The organism is Methylobacterium terricola, from assembly GCF_006151805.1.
GTDB lineage: Bacteria > Pseudomonadota > Alphaproteobacteria > Rhizobiales > Beijerinckiaceae > Methylobacterium > Methylobacterium terricola.
In genome coordinates, this window is the sequence record NZ_VDDA01000002.1 from 226,497 (window position 1) to 249,533 (window position 23,037).

24 protein-coding genes are annotated in these 23,037 nt (G+C 72.6%); 12 read left to right on the forward strand and 12 right to left on the reverse strand.

The features are described 5' to 3' along the window. Positions 1-17: 17 nt before the first annotated feature. Complete coding sequence (locus FF100_RS05335) at positions 18-590, reverse strand: type 1 glutamine amidotransferase domain-containing protein (RefSeq protein ID WP_139034535.1); 573 nt, start codon at positions 588-590, stop codon at positions 18-20. A 151-nt stretch (positions 591-741) separates the two neighbouring features. Between FF100_RS05335 and FF100_RS05340 the strand changes: the two genes are divergently transcribed. Then, positions 742-963, forward strand: a complete 222-nt coding sequence (locus tag FF100_RS05340; protein WP_139034897.1) for a hypothetical protein — start codon at positions 742-744, stop codon at positions 961-963. A gap of 59 nt (positions 964-1,022) precedes the next feature. Here FF100_RS05340 and FF100_RS05345 read toward each other — a convergent pair whose 3' ends face one another. After that, on the reverse strand, positions 1,023-1,409 hold the full coding sequence (locus tag FF100_RS05345; protein WP_139034536.1) for a hypothetical protein: 387 nt from the start codon (positions 1,407-1,409) through the stop codon (positions 1,023-1,025). 197 nt (positions 1,410-1,606) lie between these two features. Here FF100_RS05345 and FF100_RS05350 point away from each other — a divergent pair, with 197 nt between their 5' ends. The 4 genes from FF100_RS05350 (at position 1,607) to FF100_RS05365 (ending at position 3,029) form a co-directional block, all read left to right on the forward strand. Further along, the gene (locus tag FF100_RS05350) at positions 1,607-1,945 is read left to right on the forward strand and encodes a DUF6496 domain-containing protein (RefSeq protein WP_139034537.1); all 339 of its coding nucleotides are present in this window, start codon (positions 1,607-1,609) and stop codon (positions 1,943-1,945) included. A gap of 27 nt (positions 1,946-1,972) precedes the next feature. Continuing rightward, the gene (locus tag FF100_RS05355; protein WP_058618884.1) at positions 1,973-2,179 is read left to right on the forward strand and encodes a hypothetical protein; all 207 of its coding nucleotides are present in this window, start codon (positions 1,973-1,975) and stop codon (positions 2,177-2,179) included. Positions 2,180-2,406: 227 nt separating this feature from the next. After that, positions 2,407-2,619 carry a cold-shock protein gene (locus FF100_RS05360; RefSeq protein WP_048429112.1) on the forward strand — a complete coding sequence of 71 codons (213 nt, stop codon included), beginning with the start codon at positions 2,407-2,409 and terminating at the stop codon, positions 2,617-2,619. A 185-nt stretch (positions 2,620-2,804) separates the two neighbouring features. Next, entirely contained in the window at positions 2,805-3,029 is a 225-nt protein-coding gene (locus tag FF100_RS05365) for an AsnC family transcriptional regulator (protein WP_139034538.1), read from the forward strand. A gap of 85 nt (positions 3,030-3,114) precedes the next feature. On the opposite strand, the gene FF100_RS05370 is transcribed toward FF100_RS05365, so the two are convergent. The 7 genes from FF100_RS05370 to aspS form a co-directional block, all read right to left on the reverse strand. Beyond that, positions 3,115-3,984, reverse strand: a complete 870-nt coding sequence (locus tag FF100_RS05370; protein WP_139034539.1) for a 3'-5' exonuclease — start codon at positions 3,982-3,984, stop codon at positions 3,115-3,117. 32 nt (positions 3,985-4,016) lie between these two features. Further along, positions 4,017-6,500: an NAD-dependent DNA ligase LigA gene (gene ligA / locus FF100_RS05375; RefSeq protein WP_139034540.1), complete on the reverse strand. Its 2,484-nt coding sequence runs from the start codon at positions 6,498-6,500 to the stop codon at positions 4,017-4,019. 90 nt (positions 6,501-6,590) lie between these two features. Then, positions 6,591-6,923, reverse strand: a complete 333-nt coding sequence (locus tag FF100_RS05380) for a HepT-like ribonuclease domain-containing protein (RefSeq protein WP_139034541.1) — start codon at positions 6,921-6,923, stop codon at positions 6,591-6,593. A gap of 35 nt (positions 6,924-6,958) precedes the next feature. Next, on the reverse strand, positions 6,959-7,255 hold the full coding sequence (locus tag FF100_RS05385; RefSeq protein ID WP_139034898.1) for a nucleotidyltransferase family protein: 297 nt from the start codon (positions 7,253-7,255) through the stop codon (positions 6,959-6,961). A 48-nt stretch (positions 7,256-7,303) separates the two neighbouring features. After that, positions 7,304-8,359, reverse strand: a complete 1,056-nt coding sequence (locus FF100_RS05390) for an acyltransferase family protein (protein WP_139034542.1) — start codon at positions 8,357-8,359, stop codon at positions 7,304-7,306. After that, positions 8,356-9,246, reverse strand: coding sequence for a glycosyltransferase family 2 protein (locus FF100_RS05395; RefSeq protein ID WP_139034543.1), 891 nt, complete (start codon positions 9,244-9,246; stop codon positions 8,356-8,358). Before FF100_RS05395 ends, FF100_RS05390 begins: the two co-directional genes overlap by 4 nt. 9 nt (positions 9,247-9,255) lie before the next feature. Further along, positions 9,256-11,070 carry an aspartate--tRNA ligase gene (gene aspS, locus FF100_RS05400; RefSeq protein WP_139034544.1) on the reverse strand — a complete coding sequence of 605 codons (1,815 nt, stop codon included), beginning with the start codon at positions 11,068-11,070 and terminating at the stop codon, positions 9,256-9,258. Positions 11,071-11,223: 153 nt separating this feature from the next. Here aspS and FF100_RS05405 point away from each other — a divergent pair, with 153 nt between their 5' ends. Together FF100_RS05405 and rnd are read left to right on the forward strand one after the other, a co-directional pair. Next, positions 11,224-11,784 (forward strand): hypothetical protein, encoded by a 561-nt coding sequence (locus tag FF100_RS05405; RefSeq protein ID WP_425463281.1) that lies wholly within the window; start codon positions 11,224-11,226, stop codon positions 11,782-11,784. An 85-nt stretch (positions 11,785-11,869) separates the two neighbouring features. Beyond that, positions 11,870-13,033: a ribonuclease D gene (rnd, locus tag FF100_RS05410; RefSeq protein ID WP_139034545.1), complete on the forward strand. Its 1,164-nt coding sequence runs from the start codon at positions 11,870-11,872 to the stop codon at positions 13,031-13,033. Positions 13,034-13,150: 117 nt separating this feature from the next. Here the strand turns inward: rnd and FF100_RS05415 are convergent, their stop codons facing one another. Together FF100_RS05415 and FF100_RS05420 are read right to left on the reverse strand one after the other, a co-directional pair. After that, the gene (locus FF100_RS05415) at positions 13,151-14,002 is read right to left on the reverse strand and encodes a collagen-like domain-containing protein (RefSeq protein WP_139034546.1); all 852 of its coding nucleotides are present in this window, start codon (positions 14,000-14,002) and stop codon (positions 13,151-13,153) included. 135 nt (positions 14,003-14,137) lie between these two features. Further along, on the reverse strand, positions 14,138-15,292 hold the full coding sequence (locus FF100_RS05420; protein ID WP_139034547.1) for a citrate synthase: 1,155 nt from the start codon (positions 15,290-15,292) through the stop codon (positions 14,138-14,140). 92 nt (positions 15,293-15,384) lie between these two features. Here FF100_RS05420 and FF100_RS05425 point away from each other — a divergent pair, with 92 nt between their 5' ends. The 3 genes from FF100_RS05425 to FF100_RS05435 all read left to right on the forward strand — a co-directional run bounded on the left by FF100_RS05425 (position 15,385) and on the right by FF100_RS05435 (position 18,030). Then, the gene (locus FF100_RS05425; RefSeq protein WP_139034548.1) at positions 15,385-16,764 is read left to right on the forward strand and encodes a CoA transferase; all 1,380 of its coding nucleotides are present in this window, start codon (positions 15,385-15,387) and stop codon (positions 16,762-16,764) included. A gap of 92 nt (positions 16,765-16,856) precedes the next feature. Then, positions 16,857-17,090: a hypothetical protein gene (locus FF100_RS05430; RefSeq protein WP_139034549.1), complete on the forward strand. Its 234-nt coding sequence runs from the start codon at positions 16,857-16,859 to the stop codon at positions 17,088-17,090. Between the two features lie 199 nt (positions 17,091-17,289). Further along, entirely contained in the window at positions 17,290-18,030 is a 741-nt protein-coding gene (locus FF100_RS05435; protein WP_139034550.1) for a sulfite exporter TauE/SafE family protein, read from the forward strand. A 223-nt stretch (positions 18,031-18,253) separates the two neighbouring features. Here FF100_RS05435 and FF100_RS05440 read toward each other — a convergent pair whose 3' ends face one another. Next, positions 18,254-19,237 (reverse strand): LacI family DNA-binding transcriptional regulator, encoded by a 984-nt coding sequence (locus FF100_RS05440; RefSeq protein WP_139034551.1) that lies wholly within the window; start codon positions 19,235-19,237, stop codon positions 18,254-18,256. Between the two features lie 203 nt (positions 19,238-19,440). Between FF100_RS05440 and ptsP the strand changes: the two genes are divergently transcribed. Further along, positions 19,441-21,987 carry a phosphoenolpyruvate--protein phosphotransferase gene (gene ptsP / locus FF100_RS05445; protein ID WP_139034552.1) on the forward strand — a complete coding sequence of 849 codons (2,547 nt, stop codon included), beginning with the start codon at positions 19,441-19,443 and terminating at the stop codon, positions 21,985-21,987. Continuing rightward, on the forward strand, positions 21,984-22,925 hold the full coding sequence (gene pfkB, locus FF100_RS05450) for a 1-phosphofructokinase (RefSeq protein WP_139034553.1): 942 nt from the start codon (positions 21,984-21,986) through the stop codon (positions 22,923-22,925). The genes ptsP and pfkB overlap by 4 nt, the downstream gene beginning before the upstream one ends. The last annotated feature ends 112 nt before the right edge of the window (positions 22,926-23,037 follow it).

A 23,037-nucleotide genomic window follows, 5' to 3' on the forward strand; every position in this document is an offset into this window, starting at 1 on the left:
TCTCGGGACGCTCTTCGTCAGGCCGCCGCGCGGTCGTGGCGGCCCTCCTGGACCTCCTCGATGATCTTGGCCGAGAAGGCGTCGAGGTCGCCCGGGTTGCGGCTCGTCACGATGCCCTTGTCGGTCACCACCGGCAGATCGTGCCACTCGGCGCCGGCATTGATCACGTCGGTCCTGATCGAGGAGAACGAGGTCATCTTGCGGCCCTTGGCGGCGCCGACCTCGACCAGCAGCCAGGGGGCGTGGCAGATCGCGGCGACGACCTTGCCGCTCGACAGGAAGCCGCGCAGGATCTCCAGCGCCTTCGGCTCCAGGCGCAGCTTGTCCGGGTTGATCTGGCCGCCGGGCAGCACCAGGGCGTCGTAGGACGACGCGTCGATGCTCTCGATATCGGCATCGACCGGGACCGGGCGGCCCCAGTCGGTCTCGTCCCAGCCGCGGATGCTGTCGGGCTTCTGGCGCGATCGCGGTGCCGCCACCGTCACCTGCGCGCCAGCCTCCGTGAGCTTGGCCTTCGGCACTTCCAGTTCCGACTGCTCGAAGCCGTCGGTCGCCATGATGAGGATCTTCGCCTGCTCGATGCTCGGCATCGTGTCGGTCTCCGAGGGGGGATGTGCCCCGGCAACGACCCCGCGTCAGCCCGGTTCCGCCGCCTTGCCGCGACGGAACTGCCACGGCCCGGGCCGGTTGAGTCCGCACGATCCCAACCCCCAGAGGAGGCACGACATGGCCGCATACGACATGGCCAATCCAGGCCTGCCCGGCCGCGAGCCGAATCCAGGCGGCGGCATCCCGGGCGACATCCCGCCCCCGGTCGGCCCCGACGAATTGCCCGATACCGGTCCGACCGGGCCGCGCTCGCCCTACCCGGTGAACGACCCGGGCATCACCGACCCGACCGGGCCCGGCTCCGAGCCGGATTACCTGCCGGGCGGCCCGACCAATCCCGGCACGCGGTTCTGAAACGACGAAGGGCGCCCCGAGGGGCGCCCTTCGTCACGTCGACGGCCGATCGGCCGCGGTCAGTGCCCGCCATGCGAGCTGCGCACGTCCCGCGGGGCGTTCAGGATCTCGTTGAGCGAGGTGGCGACGTGCCGGGCCTCCTCGTCGGTGAGGCGGAGCTGGAACGGCGGCAGGCCGCCGGCCTGGAGCGCCACCACCGCCTGGCCCTGCTCGTCGGTGCCGACCTCGATCGCCGGGGAGGTCACGTCGAGCAACGCCGCTTCGTCGTCGCCGAGTTCGTCGACCTCGCCCTCGTCCGGCTCGTGCATGGCCGTCAGGAGCTGGCCCACCGCGCGCACGAGGGCGCGGGCCGCGCTGGCATCCATGATGACCGCGGTGGCCTGGTCGTCCTTCTGGAACGAGAGCTGGATGTTGGAACCTTCGAGGGAAACCGAGATACCCGCCATGGAGCGTCCGACACTGTACGATGTCGTCGGTATATGGGAGCAATCTGCCGGGCGCGACAGGGAAAACCGCGCAGGGCGGTCCCGCGGGGGCCGAAACCCTCGGGGAATCGCACGGGCAGGGACGCGAACGGCCGGGCATCGGGGGCGTTGACGGTTCATGCCGGGCGCCTTGCGCCCCGAACCGCCGGACGACGCCGATGGCCGCACGCAAGACCACCACGACCACCACCGGAGCCCAGAAGGGCACGATCGCCCGGGTGATGCACGAGTTCAAGGAAGGCGAACTGGAGCGCCGCGACGGCGAGCCGGTCACCGACCGCCGCCAGGCGATCGCCATCGCCCTGCGCGAGGCCGGCGCCTCGAACCAGGAGAGCCCGGCCGACAACCGCACGAATTTCCGCCGCACCCGGGCCAAGGAGCGCGACACGCGGTCCCAGGCGACCCGCGCCGCGCTCTACGACGAGGCGAAGCGCCGCGACATCAAGGGCCGCTCGCGCATGAGCCGCGGCGAACTGGAGCAGGCTCTCAACCGTTAGGCCGGCTCACCGTACCCGGAGCGCCGCATGACCTCGAAGCAGCCGAAGACCACCACGCCGACCGACGCCGACCTGAAGGGCAATCCCGGCATCGGCACCTCGAAGGGCATGACGATGTCCGGCGGCGATCCGGAGGATCTCGCCGGGGCCAATACCGACGAGGGCGACGTTGCCAACGACACCACGCCGCAAGGCGGGGTCGATCCCAACCAGCGCGGGCGCACCAACCGCTGACACGCGGCCCGCGCGCATCGAGAATGGTCGCCCTGCCTTGTTCCGGACAGACTGGCTTCCTACATGGGGATCAGCGGCAACGGGCGGGCGGCCTCGGGCGATGGGTCCCGGGAGGGATCTCGAGCCCACCACACGAAGCCAACCCCCGGACAATTGGCGCCGTCGCGCCGTGCGGCCCTCATGCGAGGGCCGTCCGCTGCGACTTCTAACGAGACGAGGACGACCGCGTGAATACTGGTACTGTCAAGTGGTTCAACGACCAGAAGGGCTTCGGCTTCATCCAGCCGGATAACGGGGGCAAGGACGTGTTCGTCCATATCTCCGCGGTGGAGCGGGCTGGCCTGCGCGGCCTCGTCGAGGGCCAGAAGGTCTCCTACGAGCTGCAGGCCGACCGGCGCGACAGCACGAAAATGTCGGCCGTGAACCTGCAGGTCGCCTGAGGGCGGCCTCCCGGCCCGGGGTTCACGAAACCTTAACGATAATTCCGTTAAGGTTACGGAACCTCGGCCGTACTGGAGCGTCGTGAGCCCGCGGGCTCGCTTTGGCTCCGCTGGCGGCCTCCCTGGCCGCCTGCCACGCACAGTCGCTCCCCTGCGGAGCGCCGCAATGATAGAAGAAAAGACACATGTTGTTCGAGTTCACCCGGCGCGACGGCGCGCCCTCCGTCTTCAATGACGGCACCACCTTCCACGTCGACCAGATCAATCGCTACGGCGAGGCCGGCTCCACCGATGTGAGCCATCTGATCGACAAGAGCTACGGTTACCATTCCTCCCGCGAGCTGCGTTGGCATCTCGCCGAGCGCTTCGGCCTGACGCCGAGTGCGGTGGCCGTCCGCGAAGCCCATTAAGGCCTCGCGGGTCTCTTCAAGACCGCCGTCATCGTACGAGGCGGGCCGCGCGCGAGCGCGGACCCGCCTTTGTCGTGTCCAGGCCCTACCCCGCCCGCAAAAGCCCCGCCAGCATCGCCACATCCCCCGGATTGTCCGACAGCAGCGCGTCGATCTCGCCGTTCGCGAGCGCCCGGACGTGCCGGCAATCGGGCCGGAACCGCGCGCCGGCGCAGGAGCAGCGCAGGCGCGGGCCGTCGCGGCCCTCGACCAGCCGCACGTCGTAGGGCGTGCCGGTACTGCCCCGGACGACGAAGTGGAGGAGCGGCGCGCGGGTGCGGCTCGGCGCCACGCCGCGCAGGGCCCGAGCGGCGATGCCCTCCGCGGAAGGCGCCCCCTCCCCGGCCCGGTCGCGGACGAGCCCGAGGCGGCGGGCGAGGCTCGCGATGTCCGGCGCGCCGGCCTCGCGCATCACCGCGAGCGCGATCTCCGCGCAGGCAAAGGCGTCCTCGCCGGCATCGTGGTGGCGGAACGTCACGCCGACGCGTGCGGCGAGCGACGACAGCCGGTAGGTCCCTTGGCCCTGCCCGCCCTCCCCCGGCCAGTGCCGCCGGGCGAGCTGCACCGTGCAGAGCGAGGCATAGGCCGGCTGGGGCAGGCCGTAGGCCCGCAGGGTCGCCGAGAGGACCCCGACATCGAAGCTCGCATTGTGGGCGAGCACCAGGCTGCCGGCAATGTCCGGCAGGAACGGCGCCATCGCCTCGGGGAAGGACGGCGCCCGCTCCACGTCCCGCGGCCGGATGCCGTGAACCCGGATGTTGCCCGGCGAGAAGCGCATCTCCGCCGGCCGGATCAGCCGCGCCTCCCGCCGCACCACGCGCCCACCCTCGATCCAGGCGAGGCCGACAGCGCAGGGACTGTCGCGGCGCTCGTTGGCGGTCTCGAAATCAATCGCGAGGGTGCGGGGGCTGGTCATGCCCGCGCTGTTCCCCGCGAAGACGCCGTTTTTCAGGCGGTGGCCACCAGCGTCAGCCACTCCTCCTCCGAGATCACCTTCACGCCGTGCTTCTCGGCATCCTTGAGCTTGCTGCCGGCGCCCGGCCCCGCCACGACGAGGTCGGTCTTGGCCGAGACCGAGCCCGAGACCTTGGCACCGAGGCGCTCCGCGGTCGCCTTGGCCTCGCTGCGGGTCATCCGCTCCAGCGAGCCGGTGAACACCACGGTCTTGCCGCTGAACGCGGCCGCTTGCGCGGGGGCGGCCGCCCGTTCGGTCTCGACCTCGGCGAGCAGGGCCTCGACCGCCTTGACGTTGTGCGCCTCGGAGAAGAACTGGATCAGCGAGGCGGTGGTCACCGCGCCGATCTCGCCGTCATCGGCGAGCGCCCGGTAGGCATCGCCGGGCGCTTGCGTCGCGGCCCGCTCCACCGTCGCCCGCACGCCACCTGAGTCGCCATAGGCCTCGACCAGGGCGGCGCGCTGCGGGGCCGACAGGCGCGCCACCGCGCCGCCGGCCAGCAGGTCGGCCTCGGGGGAGTCGGCCGCTGCGGCGAGCAGCCGGTCGCGGGTGGTGGCCCCGACGCGGTCGAGGCTCGCGAGCGCGATCCAGTCCGGCCCGGGCTGGCAGGCCGCGGCTGCCGCGACGCCCGTCATCAGGGCCGGCATGTCGGGATAGTGCTTGGCCAGCGCCTTGGCGGTCGCCTCGCCGACCTGCTCGATGCCGAGCGCGAAGATGAACCGGTTGAGCGGGATGTGTCGGCGCGCCTCGACCCCGGCGAGCAGGTTCTTGATCGCCTTGTCCTCGTCGTCCTTCTTCTTTCCCGCCTTCTTGATCTCCTTGCCGGCGGCGAGCGCCCGCTCGGCCGAGAGCGCCTGGCGCCGCGCCACCACGGCCTCCTTCAGCGGCTCGAAGTCGAGCCGGAACAGGTCGGCGGGCTGGCGCACCAGGCCGGCCTCGAACAGGGTCTCGATATAGGTCTCGCCGAAGCCCTCGATGTCGAAGGCGTTGCGCGAGACGAAGTGCTTCAGCCGCTCCTGGCCTTGCGCCGGGCAGATCAGGCCGCCGGTGCAGCGGCGCACCGCGTCGAGCTTGCCGGTCCGCGGGTTGAGGCCGCGCACCGCGTGGCTGCCGCAGGCCGGGCAGGTCTCGGGAAAGCGATAGGGCACGGCCTCCGCGGGCCGGCGCTCCAGCACCACGTCGGCGACCTTCGGGATCACGTCGCCGGCCCGCAGGACCACCACCGTGTCGCCGACGCGCACGTCCGAGCCCAGCGCCAGGTCGGCATCCTCCCGCAGGGACTGCCCCTTCCAGATCGCGACGCCGCTGCGGATCGGGTTCCCGTCGGCATCGACGCCGTGGACGTAATCCTCGTTGTGCAGCGTCGCGTTCGACACCACCACGCCGCCGACGGTGACCGGCCGCAGGCGCGCCAGCGGGTTGAGCGAGCCGGTGCGCCCGACATTGATGTCGATCGCCTCGACCACCGTGGTGGCGCGCTGGGCCGGGAACTTGTGGGCGAGCGCCCAGCGCGGGGCGCGGGCGACGAAGCCGAGGCGGCGCTGGAGCGCGAACGCGTCGACCTTGTAGACGACGCCGTCGATGTCGTAGCCGAGCTCGGCCCGCCGCGCCTCGATCATCCGGTAATGCGCCAGCATCGCAGGCGCGTCGGCGCAGAGCACCGTCAGCGGGTTCACCGGCAGGCCCCATTCCCGGAAGGCCTCGATCATCTCGTACTGCGAGTCCGCGGGCGGCTCGGACATCTCGCCGGCGGCGTAGGCGAAGAAGCGCAGGGGCCGCGAGGCGGTGATGCTGGGATCGAGCTGGCGCAGGGAGCCGGCGGCGGCGTTGCGCGGGTTGGCAAAGAGCGGCTTGCCGGCCGCCTCCTGGCGCGCGTTGATCCCGGCGAAATCGTCGTGCGACAGGTAGACCTCGCCGCGCACCTCGCACACCTCCGGCCAGTCCGTGCCGGCCAGCACCTCGGGAATCTCCTTGATGGTGCGGACGTTGGCGGTCACGTCCTCGCCGACCTCGCCGTCGCCCCGCGTCGCCGCGGTGACGAGCCGGCCGCCCTCGTAGCGCAGGGACAGGGACAGCCCGTCGATCTTCGGCTCGGCGGTGAACGCCACCGGCTCGTCGGCGGACAGGCCGAGGAAGCGGCGCACCCGCTCGACGAAGTCGCCGATCTCCTCGTCCGAGAAGGCGTTGCCGAGCGACAGCATCGGCACCGCGTGCCGCACCTTGGCGAACTTGTCCGACGCCTTGGCGCCGACGCTGGCCGAGGCCTCACCGGTGCCGGCGAGATCGGGAAAGCGCGCCTCGATCGTTTCGAGCCGGCGGCGCAGGGCGTCGTACTCGGCATCCGAGATCGTCGGCGCGTCCTCGCCGTGATAGCGCCGGTCGTGCTCCGCGATCTCCGCCGAGAGGGCGGCGTGGAGGCTCTGCGCGCTCTTCGGGTCGAGATCGTCGAGGGCGGCGGTGTCGCGGGTCGGGGGCATGGACGCTCTTACGCGAATAAACGATTGACGCGTGCGATACAGGATATGGGTTATGCAGATCCTGACGCCCGCGGCGTCAGCGACGCGGCCTCACGGCGCACCCGCTCCATCGTCGGAATCAGGGTCCGAGAGAAGGACTACGACGGCGCTTCGCAGCGCTGGCAACTCGTCCACCACGATGCCCCAGATGATACGATCGGAAAGGCTATGGTACTCGTGCCGCAACACATTTCCGATGCCGCGGATTTTGCGCCAAGGGACCTCCGGCCGGTGGGCCTGGATGTCTGCCGGCACGGCGCGACTGGCCTCGGAGATGATCTCGATGCCTCGTTGAACACCGTGTTTCAGCAGCCAATCGCCGGCATAAGCCGCGAGATCTTTGCCTGCTGTCGCTTGGTGTATACCGTCGATCGCCACGAGCATGTCGTCGAGAGCGTGACGGAACTCACGTGGCACAGTCAGAAAACCCGAACTGCCGACTGCTCGATTCGTTCCTTCAAGCGAGGGTGGAGGCTGTCGCGGGTCGTCACATCGATAGCTTGTCCCAGTTGGTCCTCAAGGAAGAGCTTGATGCCGACGAGGTCGAAGCCGTTGAAGCGGCTGTCCGGATCGTAGTCGATGAACAGGTCGAGGTCGCTGTCGGGCCGGGCCTCGTTCCGGGCGGTCGATCCGAATAGATAGAGCGACGTCGCGCCCATGGCCCGGACACTGTCGGCATGGGCTCTGAGGTGTGAGATGGCGTCGCCGCGGGTCATGCGATCATCATAGCGCGCGACCGGATGCGAGGCCATGGGTAGCAGCCCTCAGGCCGCCCCCACCCGCTTGCCGATCAGCCGCGCCTTCCACCCCAGAGCCGGCCGCTCGACGAGCCGCCACGACAGGGCCGCCACCGCGAGCGTCAGCACCAGCGATGGCCCGAGCAGCCACCACGCCGAGGCCGCCGGGACCAGCGCGTGCAGGCTCTGCTGCACCGGCCAGCCATAGAGGTAGGTGCCGTAGGAGAGGTCGGCCCGCGGATCGAGGGCCGGGTGGCGCAACGGGGGCTTGAGGCCGAGGCAGAGCACGCCGTAGGCCTCGGCGAGGAACAGCAGCGGCGGGTAGAGCGCGGTGCCGTGGGCGAGCCAGGTCAGGGCGAAGAACCCAAGCGCCAGCGGCCAGCTCAAGCGGGCTCGGTCGGCGTAGAGGAACAGCGCCGCGCCGGTGGCGAAGATCAGCGGCAGGCGCAAAGAGGTTTCGAGCGCCTTCGGCATCGCGCCCGCCCGCATCCCGGCAACAGCCAGGGCGACCGCGAGGCCGGCGACGAGGAGCGGGCAGAGCCAGCGCCAGCGCAAGGTCCCGAGCACGCCCGCCGCCAGGAGGCCGAGGTAGCACAGCACCTCGTATTTCAGCGTCCAGACCGTCCCCATCGGGAAACGGAACGGGTTCTCGGCGAACACCCCCGGCAGGGCGGCGTTGCTCTTGAAGGTGGTGAGGGTGCCCTGGATGAAACGCCACAGGCCCGGATCGCTCCAGTAGGCCGAGAGCGGCAGGGTCGTCATCAGGCTGCCGAGGCCGAGGGCCACGACGAGCGTCGCCGCCACGAGCCCGGGGGCGATGCGCAAGGCTCGGGCGACGACGTAGTCGCGGGTCCCGCGGCGGAGCAGGCTCATGGTGACGAGGAAGCCCGAAACGGCGAAGAAGCCGTTCACCGCGTGCTCCCCGAGGGTGTAGCCGGTGGCCTGCGTCAGCGGCTCGTCGAGGAGCGCCCCGGTGGTGACGCTGAAGCCGTGGGATACGACGACGAGAAGCGCGAGCGCCAGGCGCACCGCCCCGAACGCGTTGTGGGGCCGGGCAAGGCCGTCGGCCACGGTGCGGGTCACGCGCCGGTCTCCGGTGTCTCGGCGAGCCCCTCGCGGACCAGCGCGGACTGGCCCTTGCGGGCCGCCCAGGCGCCGGCGACCGAGCCGCCGTAGCGCTCGAGGCCGGAGCGGCGGAAGACGAGGGCGGCGAGCAGCGCCTTGATCCCGTTCTTCGCCAGCATCGCCCCGGTCGGGTCCGGCAGGCCGTACTTGCGCGACACGTAGGCCCGCGACCAGGCCTGATGCCAGCGCGAGCGGCGCACCCGGCCGGGCGCCGTGGCGCTCGACGCGCCGCGCCCGTGCAGGGCCACCGCGCCGTGGACATGGACGAGGGCCTTCCCCGCATCGGCGATGCGGCGGCAGAGGTCGTCATCCTCGTAGAACAGGAAGATGTTCGGATCGAACCCGCCGAGCGACAGGAACAGGTCGCGCCGCACCATCAGGCAGGCGCCGGACAGGAACGGAGCGCAGGCATCGCCCTCGGGCGGGTGCAGGCGCCCGCCCGGATTGGTCAGGTAGGGCGCGAGCAGCGAGCGCGGCTGGTAGAAGAAGCGCCCGTCCGGTTCGACGATGCGGGGCGCGAACAGCCCCGCATCCGGATAGGCCTGCGCCGCGGCGAGCAGCGCGTCGGCGGCGCCGGGTTGCAGAGCGACGTCCGGGTTGACGATCAGCGCGTATTCCGCCCGCCCCGCCGCCCAGATCCCGGCATTGTTGGCCCGGCCGTAGCCCTCGTTGCGCGGCAACCGCAGCACCCGCGCCCCCAACGACGCGGCGAGGTCGGCCGAGCCGTCGCGGCTCGCATTGTCGACGACGAGCGCCGGGACGTGCTCGCGGGCGAGCGCCGCGAGGCAGGCCGGCAGCACGCCGGCACTGTCATGCGCGACGACGACCGCGACGAGACCGGGCACCGGCTGCGATCAGCCCTGCTTCTGCGGCAGGTTGAGGCGGATGTGCAGCTCGCGCAGCTGCTTGGGCCCGACCTCGGAGGGCGCGCCCATCATCAGGTCCTCGGCGCGCTGGTTCATCGGGAACAGCACCACCTCGCGGATGTTCGGCTCGTTGCAGAGCAGCATCACGATGCGGTCGACACCCGGCGCGATGCCGCCGTGCGGCGGCGCGCCCATCTTCAGGGCGTTCAGCATGCCGCCGAACTTCGCCTCCAGCACGTCCTTCGGGTAGCCGGCGAGACCGAAGGCCTTCTCCATCACCTCGGGGCGGTGGTTGCGGATCGCGCCCGACGACAATTCGATGCCGTTGCAGACGATGTCGTACTGGAACGCCTTGATGCCGAGGATCGTGGCGTGGTCCTCGGGGTCGAGGGCCATGAACGCGTCGTGGTCGAAATTCGGCATCGAGAACGGGTTGTGCGAGAAATCGACCCGCTTCTCGTCCTCGTTCCACTCGTACATCGGGAAGTCGGTGATCCAGCAGAAGGCGAACTGGTCCTTGTCGGACAGGGCCAGCTCGTCGCCGACGCGGATGCGGGCCTTGCCGGCGAGCCCCGCCGCCTTGGCCTCGGGCCCGGCGGAGAAGAACACCGCGTCGCCGGCCTTGAGCCCGGCCTTCGCGGCGATGGCGGCCTGGGCTTCGGCCGGCACGAACTTGGCGATCGGGCCGCGGCCGGTGAGCTGGCCGTTCTCCTCGTCGAACACGATGTAGCCGAGGCCGGGCGCGCCCTCGGAGCGGGCCCAGTCGTTGAGCTTGTCGAAGAACGAGCGCGGCTGCGAGGCGGCGCCCGGCGCCGGCACCGCCCGCACCACGCCGCCGGCCTTGATGGCGTTCTTGAACGCGTTGAAGGTCACGTCGTCGCGCAGGAACTCGTCCGTCACGTCGGCGATGATCAGCGGGTTGCGCAGGTCCGGCTTGTCGACGCCGTATTTCAGCATCGCCTCGGCGTAGGGGATGCGCACGAAGCTCGGCGAGACCCGCTTGCCGTCGGCGAATTCCTCGAAGACCGAGCGCAGGACCGGCTCGACCGCCTGGAACACGTCCTCCTGCGTGACGAAGCTCATCTCGATGTCGAGCTGGTAGAACTCGCCCGGCGAGCGGTCGGCGCGGGCATCCTCGTCGCGGAAGCAGGGCGCGATCTGGAAGTACCGGTCGAAGCCGGCGATCATCGTCAGCTGCTTGAACTGCTGCGGGGCCTGCGGCAGGGCGTAGAACTTGCCCGGGTGCAGGCGCGACGGCACCAGGAAGTCGCGCGCGCCCTCCGGCGACGAGGCGGTGAGGATCGGGGTCTGGAACTCGAAGAACCCGCCCTCGCGCATCCGCCGGCGCAGCGAATCGATGATCGCGCCGCGGCGCATGATGTTGGCGTGCAGCTTCTCGCGGCGCAGGTCGAGGAAGCGGTACTTGAGCCGCGTCTCCTCCGGGTATTCCTGGTCGCCGAAGACCGGCATCGGCAATTCGCCGGCGGCGCCCAGCACCTCGAGGTCGGTGATGTAGACCTCGACCGCGCCGGTCGGGAGGTCCGCGTTCTCGGTGCCGGACGGCCGCTGGCGCACCCGCCCGTCGATGCGGATCACCCACTCGGAGCGCACCGCTTCCGCCGCCTTGAAGGCCGCGGAATCGGGATCGATCACGCATTGCGTGATGCCGTAATGGTCGCGCAGGTCGATGAACAGCACGCCGCCATGGTCGCGGACGCGGTGGCACCAGCCGGAGAGGCGGACGGTCGCGCCGACATCGGACGGGCGGAGCGCCCCGCAGGTATGGGAACGGTAGCGGTGCATGGGCGTGTCTTGACTGTCTCGATCGGGCCGGCAGGCCGGGCGCGCAGGCGGGCCGCCCGCACGGAAATGCGTGTCGGCACCCATTCGCGAAGGGGGGAGGCGAAGTCAAGCGCGGGGCACCGGAACCGGGCCCGCGCGGGGGTGTCCGCGCTTGTGGAACAAACGCTGAACACTTATCTTATCCCCATGGATCAGAACAGCTTTTTCGGATCGTTCGAGCCGCATCCGAACACCCCGCCCGACACCCTGCCGGACCCGCCCGAGGACATCCCCGCGCCGGCCCGGCCGCCCTCCCCGGAGGCCCGTGCCATGCCGACCGTGAGCCCGCCCGCATTCGTCGAACGTCAGGACGGCGCCTGGCGGGTGCTGCCGATCGAGGGCCGGTTCGAGCTCGTCTACGAGGATGGCAACGGCGCCTGGAGCGTGCGCCGGCTGCAGGCGCACGAGCTCAAGATCGGCCCCGGCCGGGTGCTGGTCGGCGGCACCGATCGCGACCGGGACGGCTATCGGGGTTTTCGCGCCGACCGGATCCACCGCCTGACCGACCGCGACAGCGGCGAGCGGGTCGAGCGCAACATCCTCGACTGGCTCACCCGCCGGGCGGAACGCACGCGGCGTGCCCGCGCGGCGGCCCTGCTGCGCGAGGCGCCCAAATCCCGGCGCAAGGCGCGCGAACCGGGGGGGCCCGCGGGCGATGGCACCCGCGCGGCGTGATTCCGGTTCACCACGCCGCCCAATCCCCATAACCCACGCCGCCGGTCTCTCGCCCTCGGCGGCCGGCTCCGCTATAGCCGGATTTATGAAGCTGATTACTTCGACGGAAGAACTCGCCTCCGCCTGCGCGCGCTTCGCCACGCAACCCTTCGTGACCGTCGACACGGAGTTCATGCGCGAGACGACCTATTATCCCAAGCTGTGCCTGATCCAGATCGCGGCACCGGACGGGTCGACCGCGCTCGTCGACCCGCTGGCGCCTGACATCGACCTCGCGCCGTTCTTCGCCCTGATGGGCGACGAGGCGGTGCTGAAGGTGTTTCACTCGGCGCGCCAGGACCTCGAGATCATCTGGCTGCTCGGCGGGCTGCTGCCGCAGCCGTTCTTCGACACCCAGGTCGCCGCGATGGTCTGCGGCTACGGCGACTCCGTGTCGTACGAGCAGCTGGTCAACGACGTCGCCAAGGCGAAGATCGACAAGTCGTCGCGCTTCACCGACTGGTCGCGCCGGCCGCTCTCGGATGCCCAGCTGAGCTACGCCCTGTCGGACGTGACCCACCTGATCAAGGTCTACGAGGCGCTCGGCAAGGAGCTGATCGCCACCGACCGCGGCGCCTGGCTCGACGAGGAGATGGCGGTCCTCACCTCCCCCGACACCTACCGGGCCGACCCGGAACAGGCGTGGCGGCGGCTGAGCAGCCGGATGCGCAAGGCCCGCGAGATCGCGGTGCTGATGGAGGTGGCGGCCTGGCGCGAGCGCGAGGCGCAGACCCGCAACGTGCCGCGCGGGCGCATCCTGAAGGACGAGGCGGTGATCGACCTCGCCACCTCGGCGCCCCGCAGCGTCGAGGCGCTCGGGCGCCTGCGCACGATCCCCGCCGGGTTCGAGCGCTCGCGCACCGGCGCCGACATCCTGGCCGCCGTCGAGCGCGGCCTGTCGCGCGATCCCGGCACCGTGCCGACGCCGGAGCGCGGCCGTGCCCGCAGCGGCGGCAACGGGGCGCTGGTCGAGCTTCTCAAGGTGCTGCTGAAGGCGGTCTGCGAGGAGGAGCGCGTGGCGCCCAAGATCATCGCCACCGTCGACGACCTCGAGGCCCTGGCCGAGGACGACGCGGCCGACGTGCCGGTGCTGCATGGCTGGCGCCGCGGCCTGTTCGGCGAGAAGGCGCTGGCGCTCAAGGCCGGGCGTCTGGCGCTCTCGGCCGAAGGTGGGCGCGTGGTGGTGCGGGAGCTGCCGCCGGAGGCCTAGATCCGGCGTCGCGGAGCGGTGCCGAGACGCCGCCCCCGCGATCCAACGATGAGGGGGGACGGCGCGTCTCCCCGCTCCCGTATCGCGGGCTGGGTGGGGCATCACCGTCGACCGCCCTCAATACACGTCTCCTTCCGCCGGGGCGGCGGGGGCCGGCCGGGTGACGGCGGGAGCCGCGGGTGGGCGCGCCGCCGGGGCGCGGGTGGCGGGCGGCGCCGGTCCCCGGGGGCCTTGCGGCCCGGCCGGACCCGCCGGGCCGCGCGGTCCGGCCCTGCCGGCCGGGCCCATCGGCCCGGGGGGCCCCGCCGGCCCGGGCGGCCCGGCAGCGCCGTCCTTGCCGGGCGCACCCTCTTTACCAGGTGCCCCCTCTTTACCAGGTGTACCTTCTTGGCCTGGCACGCCGTCTTGGCCCGGCATGCCGGCCGGACCCGCGTCGCCCCGGGAGCCCGGGGTGCCGGCCGGGCCCGTCTCGCCACGCGGCCCGGCCGCCCCCGGCCTGCCCTCGGGGCCGGCCTCGCCTCTCGGACCTGCCTCGCCTCGGGGGCCCGCCTCCCCCCTCGGCCCTGGAGGGCCGGGCGGTCCCGCCACGGTCCCGATCTCGGCTCGTCCCTGGGGCCCTGCCGGGCCCTGCTGGCCGCACTCGCCCACCACGGCGCCGCGCTCCTCCGCCGCCGCGCCGCCCTCCCGGCGGCCGGTGCGCAGGGTCACGATGCAGGTTGCCGGATGGTAGATCAGGCGGAACTCGAACTTGCCGCGGGAATCGGTCCTGGTCGTGAAGCGCTCGTCCAGGCTGATCTCGGTGTCCGGCGTATCGGCGGTGCCGAGCACCCAGAGCTCGCCGGCGGTGATCCGCGCCGCCAGCACCTGGATCTCGGCCCGGGCGGGCGACGCGGCCGCCACGCCGAGCCCCAGGCCGAGGCCCGAGCCCAGGACCAGCCATGGGGACCGTCCGGTTCCGCCGCGCGCCATCGTCCGCCCCGCCTCCGCGATCCTCAAGGGCTCAACTGTTTTTTCGCGGCTTTGAAAGTCAAGCGCGCCGGTCGTGCAAGCACAGGCGCGATGGTCGGAGTCCCCCGTCGATGGTGGAGCTTGACCGGGGGAAGGTCACGGCTCGGGTCCGACATAGACCGCCCACGGCCGGATCAGCCCGCCGGCCCGGCGCTGCTCCAGCCCTTGCGCGATCCAGCCGACGGAGCGGCCGAGGGCGAACAGCCCGAGCGCGGCCCCGCGCTCCAGGCCGAGACGGCGGCGCAAGGCCACGAGGGCGAAATCGAGGGCCGGGCGGGCCCCGGTCAGCGCCTCGGCCGCATCGGTGATCGCTCGCAGGCGCGGATCCTCCGCGAGGAGCGGCGTCAGGAGGGCGGCGGCCCGCGGGTCGCCGGCGGGGTAGAGCGGGTGGCCGAAGCCCGGCAGGCCGGTCCGGCCGGCGAGCTGGCGCCGCAGGGACGTGGCCGGATCCGCCTCGTCGAGGGCGTCCCACAGGGCCTCGACCCGGTCGGTCATGCCGCCGTGGCGGTTGCCGCTCAACGCCGCGAGACCGCCGACCACGGCGGCCCGCAGGCTCGCCCCCGCCGAGGCGATGCAGCGCGCGGTGAAGCCGGAGGCGTTCAGCTCGTGGTCGGCGCACAGGACCAGGGCCCGGCGCACCCCCTCGGCACCGGCCGGATCGAGGCCCCAGGCCGCGGCGCAGTGCCGGTGCAGCGGCGCGGCATCGGGCGCGGCGCCGGTGACGCAGGCGCCGAGGGCCCGGACCAAGGCGCCGCAGCCGGCGGCGAGCCTCCGCGAATCCTGCTGCCAGGGCGCCGTCGGCGCGTCGCGCGTCGTGGCCGCGAAGGCGCCGAGGAGGTCGCTCCCGAGGGGGCAAGCGGGGGAGGCCGGATCTCCGGGCGCGTCCGGCCCGAAGGCGTCGGGGAGCGGCAGGTCCCAGAGCCGGGCCGCCACCTCCTCGAGCGTCGCGGTCTCGGCGAGCGCGATGGCGTCGCGGCCGCGATAGGACAGCCGGCCGTCCCGGATCAGCGTCACGGCGGTCTCCAGCACCGGCAGGCCCCAGTCGAGGGTGGCGCGGGCGACCTCCCGCGGGCGACGGCCGCGCCGACGGGCCTCGGCGAGGCGCGCGACCGCCTCGGCCGCGTAGGCCCGCACCCGCGGGTCGGCGGTGGGATGGGCCTCGATCAGCCCGCGGCTGACATAGGCGTAGAGGGTCTGGCGGCTGACCCCGAGGCGGGCGGCCGCCTCGGCGGCGGTGAGGAAGGCGGTCATCGCGGCTCGGTTCGTATTGATTCGATGAATCAAGATTGACGATCTGGCCTACCGGGCGCGCTCCTGTCACGACGCTTGACGAGGAGCCGGCGATGACGGGCGAGGCGGACGGATCGGCCTTCGGAATCCTGCTTAACGGAATCGGGCGCGCCCTCGATCTGGACAGGACGGCGCCCGTGACCCTGACCGGGACGGGGGCCCTGCCCTCGATCTACCCGGTCAGCGACCTCGCGGCGGCCTCGGTCGCGGCGGCGGGGCTGGCCCTGGCGGAGTGGATCGAGGCCCGCTTCGGACGGCGTCCGACCGTCACGGTCGACCGGCGCCTCGCCGCGCTCTGGTTCTCCCGCACCCTCGACCCCCAGGGCTGGGCGCCGCCGCCACTCTGGGATCCGGTCGCCGGCGATTACCGGGCCGCCGAGGGCTGGATCCGGCTCCACACCAACGCACCCCATCACCGCGACGCCGCGTTGCGGGCGCTCGGCACCGCGCCGGACCGGGCGGCGGTGGCGGTGGCGGTGGCGCGCTGGCGGGCCGACGACCTCGAAGCCGCCGTGGTGGCGGAGGGCGGCTGCGCCGCCGCGATGCGCTCGGCGCAAGCCTGGGCCGCCCACCCGCAGGGCGCGGCCGTCGCCCGGGAGCCGCTGCTGTCGTGGGAGCCCGGCGAGGCGGGGCCCGACGGTTCCGGTCAGGCCCGGCCGGAGCGGCCCCTGGCGGGCCTTCGGGTCCTCGACCTGACCCGGGTCCTCGCCGGCCCGGTCGCGACCCGCTTCCTCGCCGGGTACGGCGCGACCGTCCTGCGCCTCGACCCGCCGCACTGGGACGAGCCCGGCGTGGTGCCGGAGATGACCCTCGGCAAGGCCTGCGCCCGCCTCGACCTCAAGGACCTGGCCGGCCGCGCCCGCTTCGAGGACCTGCTCGCCTCGGCCGACGTGCTGGTCCACGGCTACCGCTCGGACGCGCTGGCCGGTCTCGGGCTCGACGCGGCGGCCCGCGCGCGGCGGCGGCCCGGCCTCGTCGATGTCAGCCTCGACGCCTATGGCTGGACCGGGCCGTGGCGGGCGCGGCGCGGCTTCGACAGCCTGGTGCAGATGAGCTGCGGCATCGCCGAGGCCGGAATGCGCTGGGCCGGTGCCGATCGACCGGTGCCGCTGCCGGTCCAGGCCCTCGACCACGCCACGGGCTATGTCATGGCGGCGGCGGTGCTGCGCGGCCTGACCCGGCGCCTCGCCACGGGGCGGGGTTCGGCGGCCCGCACGGCGCTGGCCCGTACCGCCGGCCTGCTCGCCGCCGCTCCGCCCGCCCCGCCCGAGGATCCGCCGGCGCCGCCGAGGCGGGCCGACCATGCCGATGCGCTCGAGCTCACCGCCTGGGGCCCGGCGCTCCGCCTGCGCCCGCCGCTCACGCTCGACGACGTCCCGATGCGCTGGGACCGGCCCGCCGGGCCCCTCGGCGGTGCCGAGGCGGCTTGGTGAGGAGCGGCGCGGGCAGGCCCACGCCCGTGCCGGTGAGGAACAGGGCCAGACGCGGGAGGTTGGCCCGGCTCATCCGCGGACAGGAGGAGCCCATGGCCGGCGAGAAGCCCCACGGCGACAAGACCCACGCGCAGACCATTCGCCTGATCGAGCGCAAGGACGGGCCCAACGTCCCGGCCGGCGGCGGCGCCCGCATCCGCACCAGCGCCGATCCGACCCGGCCGCCCTCGACCCACCAGGAGAGCCGCGACCACAACAAGCACAACAATCCCGGGCAGGACGGCCACCGGCCGCAGACGCACAGCCCGGCCGAGGAGAAGCCATAGGGTCGAAACCCACTCAGCGTGACCGCAGGACGGGGTGGTGAGGGTGGGGCGCCGACATCGACGGGCTTGATCCGTGCAGGCCCAAATTGGTAGCAATACCACAGCCCCGCGACGCGCCGTAAGCCCGTCGTGAAGCGCACCGGCACGACGGTTGAACGGGTATAGTCCTCCCGCCAAGCGCATGAGCGCTGGGTCGTCCATGTCCGTCTCTGTCGAACTTCTCCTTGCCGCGTGCATGTTCCTGGGTGCGGCGCTGTATACCGCTGTCGGCCACGCGGGAGCGTCGGCCTATATCGCCCTCATGGCGCTGTTCGGGGTCGCCCCGGCAGTCATGCGGCCGACCGCCCTGGTCCTCAACATCCTGGTCGCCAGCGTCACGTCGTTCCGCTTCCTCCGGGCTGGAATGTTTCGCTGGCGCGTCCTGTGGCCTTTTCTGGTCGGAGCCGTCCCCCTGGCCTTCGTCGGCGGAGCCATTCAACTCCCTGGGGCATATTATCGGCCCGTCGTCGGCATGGTGCTGGTCCTCGGTGCCGCGCGGCTCCTCTGGCCCGGCGGGCGGGCCGTCGATCCCGGGCCTCACGATCCACCGATCTGGGCCGGCTTGATCGTCGGCGCCGGAATCGGGCTTCTCTCCGGGCTGACGGGAACGGGAGGCGGCATTTTCCTCTCACCCATGCTGTTGTTCATGGGCTGGTCGGCGACGAAGACCGCGTCGGGTGTGGCTGCCCTGTTCATCTTCTGCAACTCGGTCGCCGGGCTTTTCGGCAATCTGTCGATCGTTCGAGCGCTTCCGACCGACCTCCCGTTGTTTGCGGCTTCCGTGCTGCTGGGAGCCCTTGTCGGGACGGCTTTCGGTATTCGGTTTGCCGTACCGGTAATCCAGCGGGTTCTCGGGCTGGTCCTCCTAGTCGCAGGAGCAAAGCTCATCGGGATTTACTGAGCCGACCGGTCGATGGTCTGGGAACGGTCGGGAGCAGCCCCCCTTGCATGCCCAAGCCGATCAGGTTTCGACCCGCAGGGCTGGTCCCGATCGGCCATCGGCAGCGATCGTCGTCCACCGCAATCACCACCACTCAGGGTCATCCCGGGGCTCCGCTGCGCCGCCCCGGAACGACGCGGTGGCGATCGATCCTGCCTGACCAGACCAGGGACGAGAACAGGCTTCACCGCCCCGCCGTCGACCCCCGGGCGATCAGCCGCCCGCTCAGCACCACCTTGCGCACCGGCTGGCCCGGATGCTTCAGCCGGTCGAACAGCAATCCGATCGCCTGGGCGCCGATCTCGGCCACCGGCTGCTCGATCACCGTCAGGCCGGGCTCGACCAGCTCGGTCCAGGGCTCGTTGTCGAAGCCCGCCAGCGCGATCCCGCCGGGCCAGGGAAGGCCGGCGGCCCGGGCCGCCCGCACCGCCCCCATCAGGATCAGGCCGTTCGAGAGGATCAGCGCGTCCGGCCGGTCCGGCTCGGCGAGCCAGCGCGCCACCTCGGCTTGCGCCGGATCGGCCTCCGGCGGCACGGTGCGGATCTGCGGCGCGAGGCCGTGGCGCCGCATCGCCGCGACGTAGCCGTCGCGGCGCTCCTCGGCGGTCGAGCTGGTCGAGCCGAACAGGCCGGCGATACGGCGATAGCCCCGCTCCACCAGGTGATCGACCAGGGCCGCTCCCGCCGCGACGTTGTCGAGCACCACGCCGTCATGGCCGCCGGGCGGGCCGGTGCGGTCGATCAGCACCAGCGGGAAGGCGAAGTCCTCCGGCCGCAGGCGCTCGGCGGTGCGCCGGGTCGGCGCGAAGACGACGCCGGTGACCCGCTCCTCCTGCATCAGGCGCAGGTACAGGGCCTCGCGCTCGGCGTCCTCGCCGGTGTTGCACAGGATCAGCCGCATCCCGGCCTGGTAGGCCGCATCCTCCACCGCCCGGCTGACCGCGGTGAAGAACGGGTTGCGGATGTCGGCGACGATCAGCCCGATGGTCTGGGCCGATTGCGAGCGCAGGCGCCGGGCCGACAGGTTCGGCCGGTAGCCGGTCGCCCGCACCGCCGCCTCGACCTGCTCGCGCAGGGCGTCGCTGACCGGGCCTTTCCCCAAGGCCCGCGACACGGTCGCGGTGGATACGCCCGCCGCGCGGGCGACGTCACGGATACCGACGGTCATCGCCTCGAAAACGTTTTCAGCTTCATCGGCATCATCGTGGCACCCGGCGCTCCCCCTTGCAAGGGCCCCGAGCAAGTCCTGACATCCGCCGACCCAGCGGCATCCCTTGCGACAGCGATTGACAAGGATCCTGAAAACGTTTTCATAGGCGGCAAGCAGAACCCTCGACCAGAATCCATCGCCTTCCGGGAGGAAGCCTCGCCATGCTCGCGCCGACCCCGTCGCTGACGCCGCGCATCCTGATCCGCACCGCCGCCGCCCCCGCCACCAAGGAGGCCGCCATCCGCGAGGCGGCCCAGCTCCTCGTCGCCGCCGGTTGCATCGACCCCGCCTACGAGACCAGCATGCTGCGCCGGGAGGAGGTGGCGAACACCTATCTGGGTCACGGTGTCGTGATCCCGCACGGCATGGTCGACGACCGCGCCCTGGTGCGCGAGAGCGGGCTCGCGGTGCTGCAGGTCCCCGGCGGCGTCGCCTGGCACGAGGGTCAGGACGCCCACCTGGTGGTGGCGATCGCCGCGCAATCCGACACCCACATCACCGTCCTGCGCCGCCTCACCCGCCTGATCCAGGACGAGGCGCGCCTCGCCCGCCTGCGCATCACGGGCGATGCGGGCGAGATCGCCGCGGCGCTCGCCGAGGACGCGCCCGCGACGGGCGGCGCCGGCCCGGCCGCCGACCTCGCGCATCGCTTCGCCTGGACCGTCGATTATCCCACCGGCCTCCACGCCCGCCCGGCCTCCGCCTGGGTCGAGGCGGCCCGCGCCAGCACCGCCCGGATCCAGGTCCGCCACGGCGCCGAGGTGGCCGACGCCAAGAACCTGATCGCCCTGCTCCAGCTCGGCCTGCGCGCCGGCGACGAGGCGGTGATCTCGGCCGAGGGCGAGGACGCTCCGGCCGCGCTCGCCCGGCTCAAGGCCACGGTGACGGGCCTCTCGGCCGGCGAGAAGGCGGCGGCGGCCCGCGCGGCCGAGGCCGCCGCCAAGGCCGCCGGTCCGGTCGCGGGCTGGAACCCGTCGGACCCATGCCAGATCGTCCCCGGCATCGGCGCGAGCCCCGGCCTCGCCATCGGGCCGATCCACGTGCTCAGGTCCACCGAGGTCGCGGTGCCGGACGAGCCCGAGCCCCTGACGAGCGGCGGCGACCGGCTGCACGCGGCGCTCGAGAGCACGGCGGCGCAGCTCAGGGCGCTCGCCGACGATACCGGCCGCCGCCTCGGCCAGGCCGATGCCGGGATCTTCAAGGCACAAGGAGACCTCATCGCCGATACCGACCTGATCACGCTGGCCTGCCAGCTGATGGTCGAGGGCCACGGCGTCGCCTTCGCCTGGCACCAGGCGGTGGAGCGGATGGCGGGCCAGCTCTCGGCCCTCGGCAACCCGGTGCTCGCCGCCCGCGCGGCGGATCTGCGCGACGTCGGCCGCCGGGTGCTGGCGCAGATCGACCCGGCGCTGCAGGCCGGCCACGCCCTGCCGGACCGGCCCTGCCTCCTCGTCGCCCCCGACCTCGCCCCCTCCGACACAGCGGGGCTCGATCCGGCCCGGGTGCTGGGCTTGGCCACCGCGCAAGGCGGGCCGACCTCCCACACGGCGATCCTCGCGCGGACGCTCGGCATCCCCTCCGTGGTCGCGGCGGGCGCCGGCCTCCTCGGCCTGGCGGCGGGCCGGACCGCGATCCTCGACGGCACGACGGGACGGCTCTACGTCGATCCGAGCGAGCGCGACCTCGCCGCCGCCGCCGCCTGGCGCGAGGACCTGAAGGCGAAGCAGGAGGAGGAGGCCCGCGAGCGCGGCCTGCCGGCCCGCACCCGCGACGGGCAGGCGCTGGCCATCGGCGCCAACGTCAACACGCCCGACCAGGTGCCCTTCGCCCTGTCGCAGGGCGCCGAGGGCGTCGGCCTGATGCGCACCGAATTCCTGTTCCTCGAGCGCGGCGATACGCCGGACGAGGACGACCAGTACGCCACCTACCGGGCGATGCTGGAGGCGCTGGCCGGCCGTCCGCTGATCGTGCGCGCCCTCGACATCGGCGGCGACAAGCAGGTGCCGCACCTCGCTTTGCCGAAGGAGGAGAACCCGTTCCTCGGCGTGCGCGGCGCCCGGCTGCTGCTGCGCCGGCCCGACCTGATGGAGCCGCAGCTGCGCGCCCTCTACCGCGCCGCGAAGGATTGCGTCCCGGCCGATGCGCCGACGGGCAAGGACGCCCCGCTCTCGATCATGTTCCCGATGATCACCTCGGTGCCCGAGGTGCTGGCCCTGCGCCAGGTCTGCGAGCGGATCCGGGCCGAGATCGGGGCACCGGCGGTGCCCATCGGCATCATGATCGAGGTGCCGGCGGCGGCGATCCAGGCCGATGCGCTGAGCCCGCATTGCGACTTCTTCTCGATCGGCACCAACGACCTGACGCAATACGCCCTCGCCATCGACCGCCAGAACACCGACCTCGCGCCGGAGGCCGATTCGCTCCACCCGGCGGTGCTGCGGCTGGTGCGGATGACCTGCGAGGGCGCCGCCCGTCACGGGCGCTTCGTCGGGGTCTGCGGCGGCATCGCCGGCGATCCGTTCGGGGCCGGTCTGCTCGCGGGCCTCGGGGTGCACGAACTCTCGATGACGCCCCGCGACCTGCCGGCGGTCAAGGCACGCCTGCGCGCCGCCTCGCTGGCCGACCTCAAGGCGCTGGCCGAGGAAGCCTGCGCGCAAGCGGACGCCGCCGCGGTCCGCGCCCTCGACCGTCCGGAGGCGCGCCCGTGACCCGCGTCGTCACCCTCACCCTCAACCCGGCGATCGACCGCACGGTCACCCTCGACCGGCTGGCGCCGGGCGAGGTCCACCGCGCCCGTGCCTTGCGCGACGATGCCGGCGGCAAGGGCATCAACGTCGCGAGCTGCCTCGCCGATTGGGGCCTGCCCGTCACCGTGACCGGCGTGCTCGGCGCCGGCAACGCCGCCGTCTTCGAGACGCTGTTCTCCGCCAAGGGCATCGACGACCGGTGCGTCGGGGTGCCGGGCGAGACCCGCACCAACCTGAAGCTCGTCGATCCCGCCGGCACCACCGACGTGAACCTGCCGGGCCTCACCCTCGACCCCGCGACCCTGCGGGCGGTCCGCGCGGTGCTGGCCGAGGCCGCCGGCCCCGACACCCTCGCGGTGTTGGCCGGCAGCCTGCCGGCGGGCGCCGAGAGCGGACTCTACGGCGACCTCACCGCGGAGCTGAAGGCGCGGGGCACCCGGGTGCTGCTCGACGCCTCCGGTCCGCCGCTCGCCGCCGCGCTCGCGGCCGACATCCTGCCCGACGCGGTCAAGCCGAACCGGCACGAGCTGGAGGAATGGGCCGGCCGCCCCCTCCCCGCCCTCGCCGACGTGGTCGCGGCGGCGCAGGACCTGGTGCGACGGGGCATCCCGCTCGTCGTGGTCTCCCTCGGGGCGGAGGGCGCGGTGTTCGTGCAGGCCGGCGAGGCCCTGCACGCGCTGGCGCCGCCAACCGAGGTGGCGAGCACCGTCGGGGCCGGCGACGCCCTGGTGGCCGGCCTGGTGGCGGGCCTCTGCGCGGGTTCGAGCCTCGCCGACACCGCCCGCCTGGCCCTCGCCTTCGCGGCCGGCAAGCTGGCCCGGGCGGGGGCGAACCTGCCCGAGCGGCAGGCGGTCGAGGCGATCGCGCGGGGCATCGAGGTCCGCGCCCTCCCGGCATAGCCCAAGGCACCGTCCTCCCATCAACCGCCTCGTCCTGAGGTCTCAGTCGATCTCCGATCGGCCGGAGCCTCAGGACGAGGTCGCGGGTGGGAAGACCCGAGCCGCGTTCGAC

What these genes read in the sequence shown, in the direction of transcription:
- FF100_RS05335 (WP_139034535.1), bottom strand. Translation starts at nt 590, where the DNA reads ATGCCGAGCATCGAGCAGGCGAAGATCCTCATCATGGCGACCGACGGC.
- FF100_RS05370 (WP_139034539.1), bottom strand. Translation starts at nt 3,984, where the DNA reads ATGACCAGCCCCCGCACCCTCGCGATTGATTTCGAGACCGCCAACGAG.
- FF100_RS05340 (WP_139034897.1), top strand. Translation starts at nt 742, where the DNA reads ATGGCCAATCCAGGCCTGCCCGGCCGCGAGCCGAATCCAGGCGGCGGC.
- FF100_RS05415 (WP_139034546.1), bottom strand. Translation starts at nt 14,002, where the DNA reads ATGGCGCGCGGCGGAACCGGACGGTCCCCATGGCTGGTCCTGGGCTCG.
- FF100_RS05365 (WP_139034538.1), top strand. Translation starts at nt 2,805, where the DNA reads ATGTTGTTCGAGTTCACCCGGCGCGACGGCGCGCCCTCCGTCTTCAAT.
- ligA (WP_139034540.1), bottom strand. Translation starts at nt 6,500, where the DNA reads ATGCCCCCGACCCGCGACACCGCCGCCCTCGACGATCTCGACCCGAAG.
- FF100_RS05385 (WP_139034898.1), bottom strand. Translation starts at nt 7,255, where the DNA reads ATGACCCGCGGCGACGCCATCTCACACCTCAGAGCCCATGCCGACAGT.
- ptsP (WP_139034552.1), top strand. Translation starts at nt 19,441, where the DNA reads ATGCTCGCGCCGACCCCGTCGCTGACGCCGCGCATCCTGATCCGCACC.
- FF100_RS05345 (WP_139034536.1), bottom strand. Translation starts at nt 1,409, where the DNA reads ATGGCGGGTATCTCGGTTTCCCTCGAAGGTTCCAACATCCAGCTCTCG.
- FF100_RS05380 (WP_139034541.1), bottom strand. Translation starts at nt 6,923, where the DNA reads ATGCTCGTGGCGATCGACGGTATACACCAAGCGACAGCAGGCAAAGAT.
- FF100_RS05430 (WP_139034549.1), top strand. Translation starts at nt 16,857, where the DNA reads ATGGCCGGCGAGAAGCCCCACGGCGACAAGACCCACGCGCAGACCATT.
- FF100_RS05355 (WP_058618884.1), top strand. Translation starts at nt 1,973, where the DNA reads ATGACCTCGAAGCAGCCGAAGACCACCACGCCGACCGACGCCGACCTG.
- aspS (WP_139034544.1), bottom strand. Translation starts at nt 11,070, where the DNA reads ATGCACCGCTACCGTTCCCATACCTGCGGGGCGCTCCGCCCGTCCGAT.
- FF100_RS05435 (WP_139034550.1), top strand. Translation starts at nt 17,290, where the DNA reads ATGTCCGTCTCTGTCGAACTTCTCCTTGCCGCGTGCATGTTCCTGGGT.
- FF100_RS05350 (WP_139034537.1), top strand. Translation starts at nt 1,607, where the DNA reads ATGGCCGCACGCAAGACCACCACGACCACCACCGGAGCCCAGAAGGGC.
- rnd (WP_139034545.1), top strand. Translation starts at nt 11,870, where the DNA reads ATGAAGCTGATTACTTCGACGGAAGAACTCGCCTCCGCCTGCGCGCGC.
- FF100_RS05440 (WP_139034551.1), bottom strand. Translation starts at nt 19,237, where the DNA reads ATGACCGTCGGTATCCGTGACGTCGCCCGCGCGGCGGGCGTATCCACC.
- FF100_RS05425 (WP_139034548.1), top strand. Translation starts at nt 15,385, where the DNA reads ATGACGGGCGAGGCGGACGGATCGGCCTTCGGAATCCTGCTTAACGGA.
- FF100_RS05420 (WP_139034547.1), bottom strand. Translation starts at nt 15,292, where the DNA reads ATGACCGCCTTCCTCACCGCCGCCGAGGCGGCCGCCCGCCTCGGGGTC.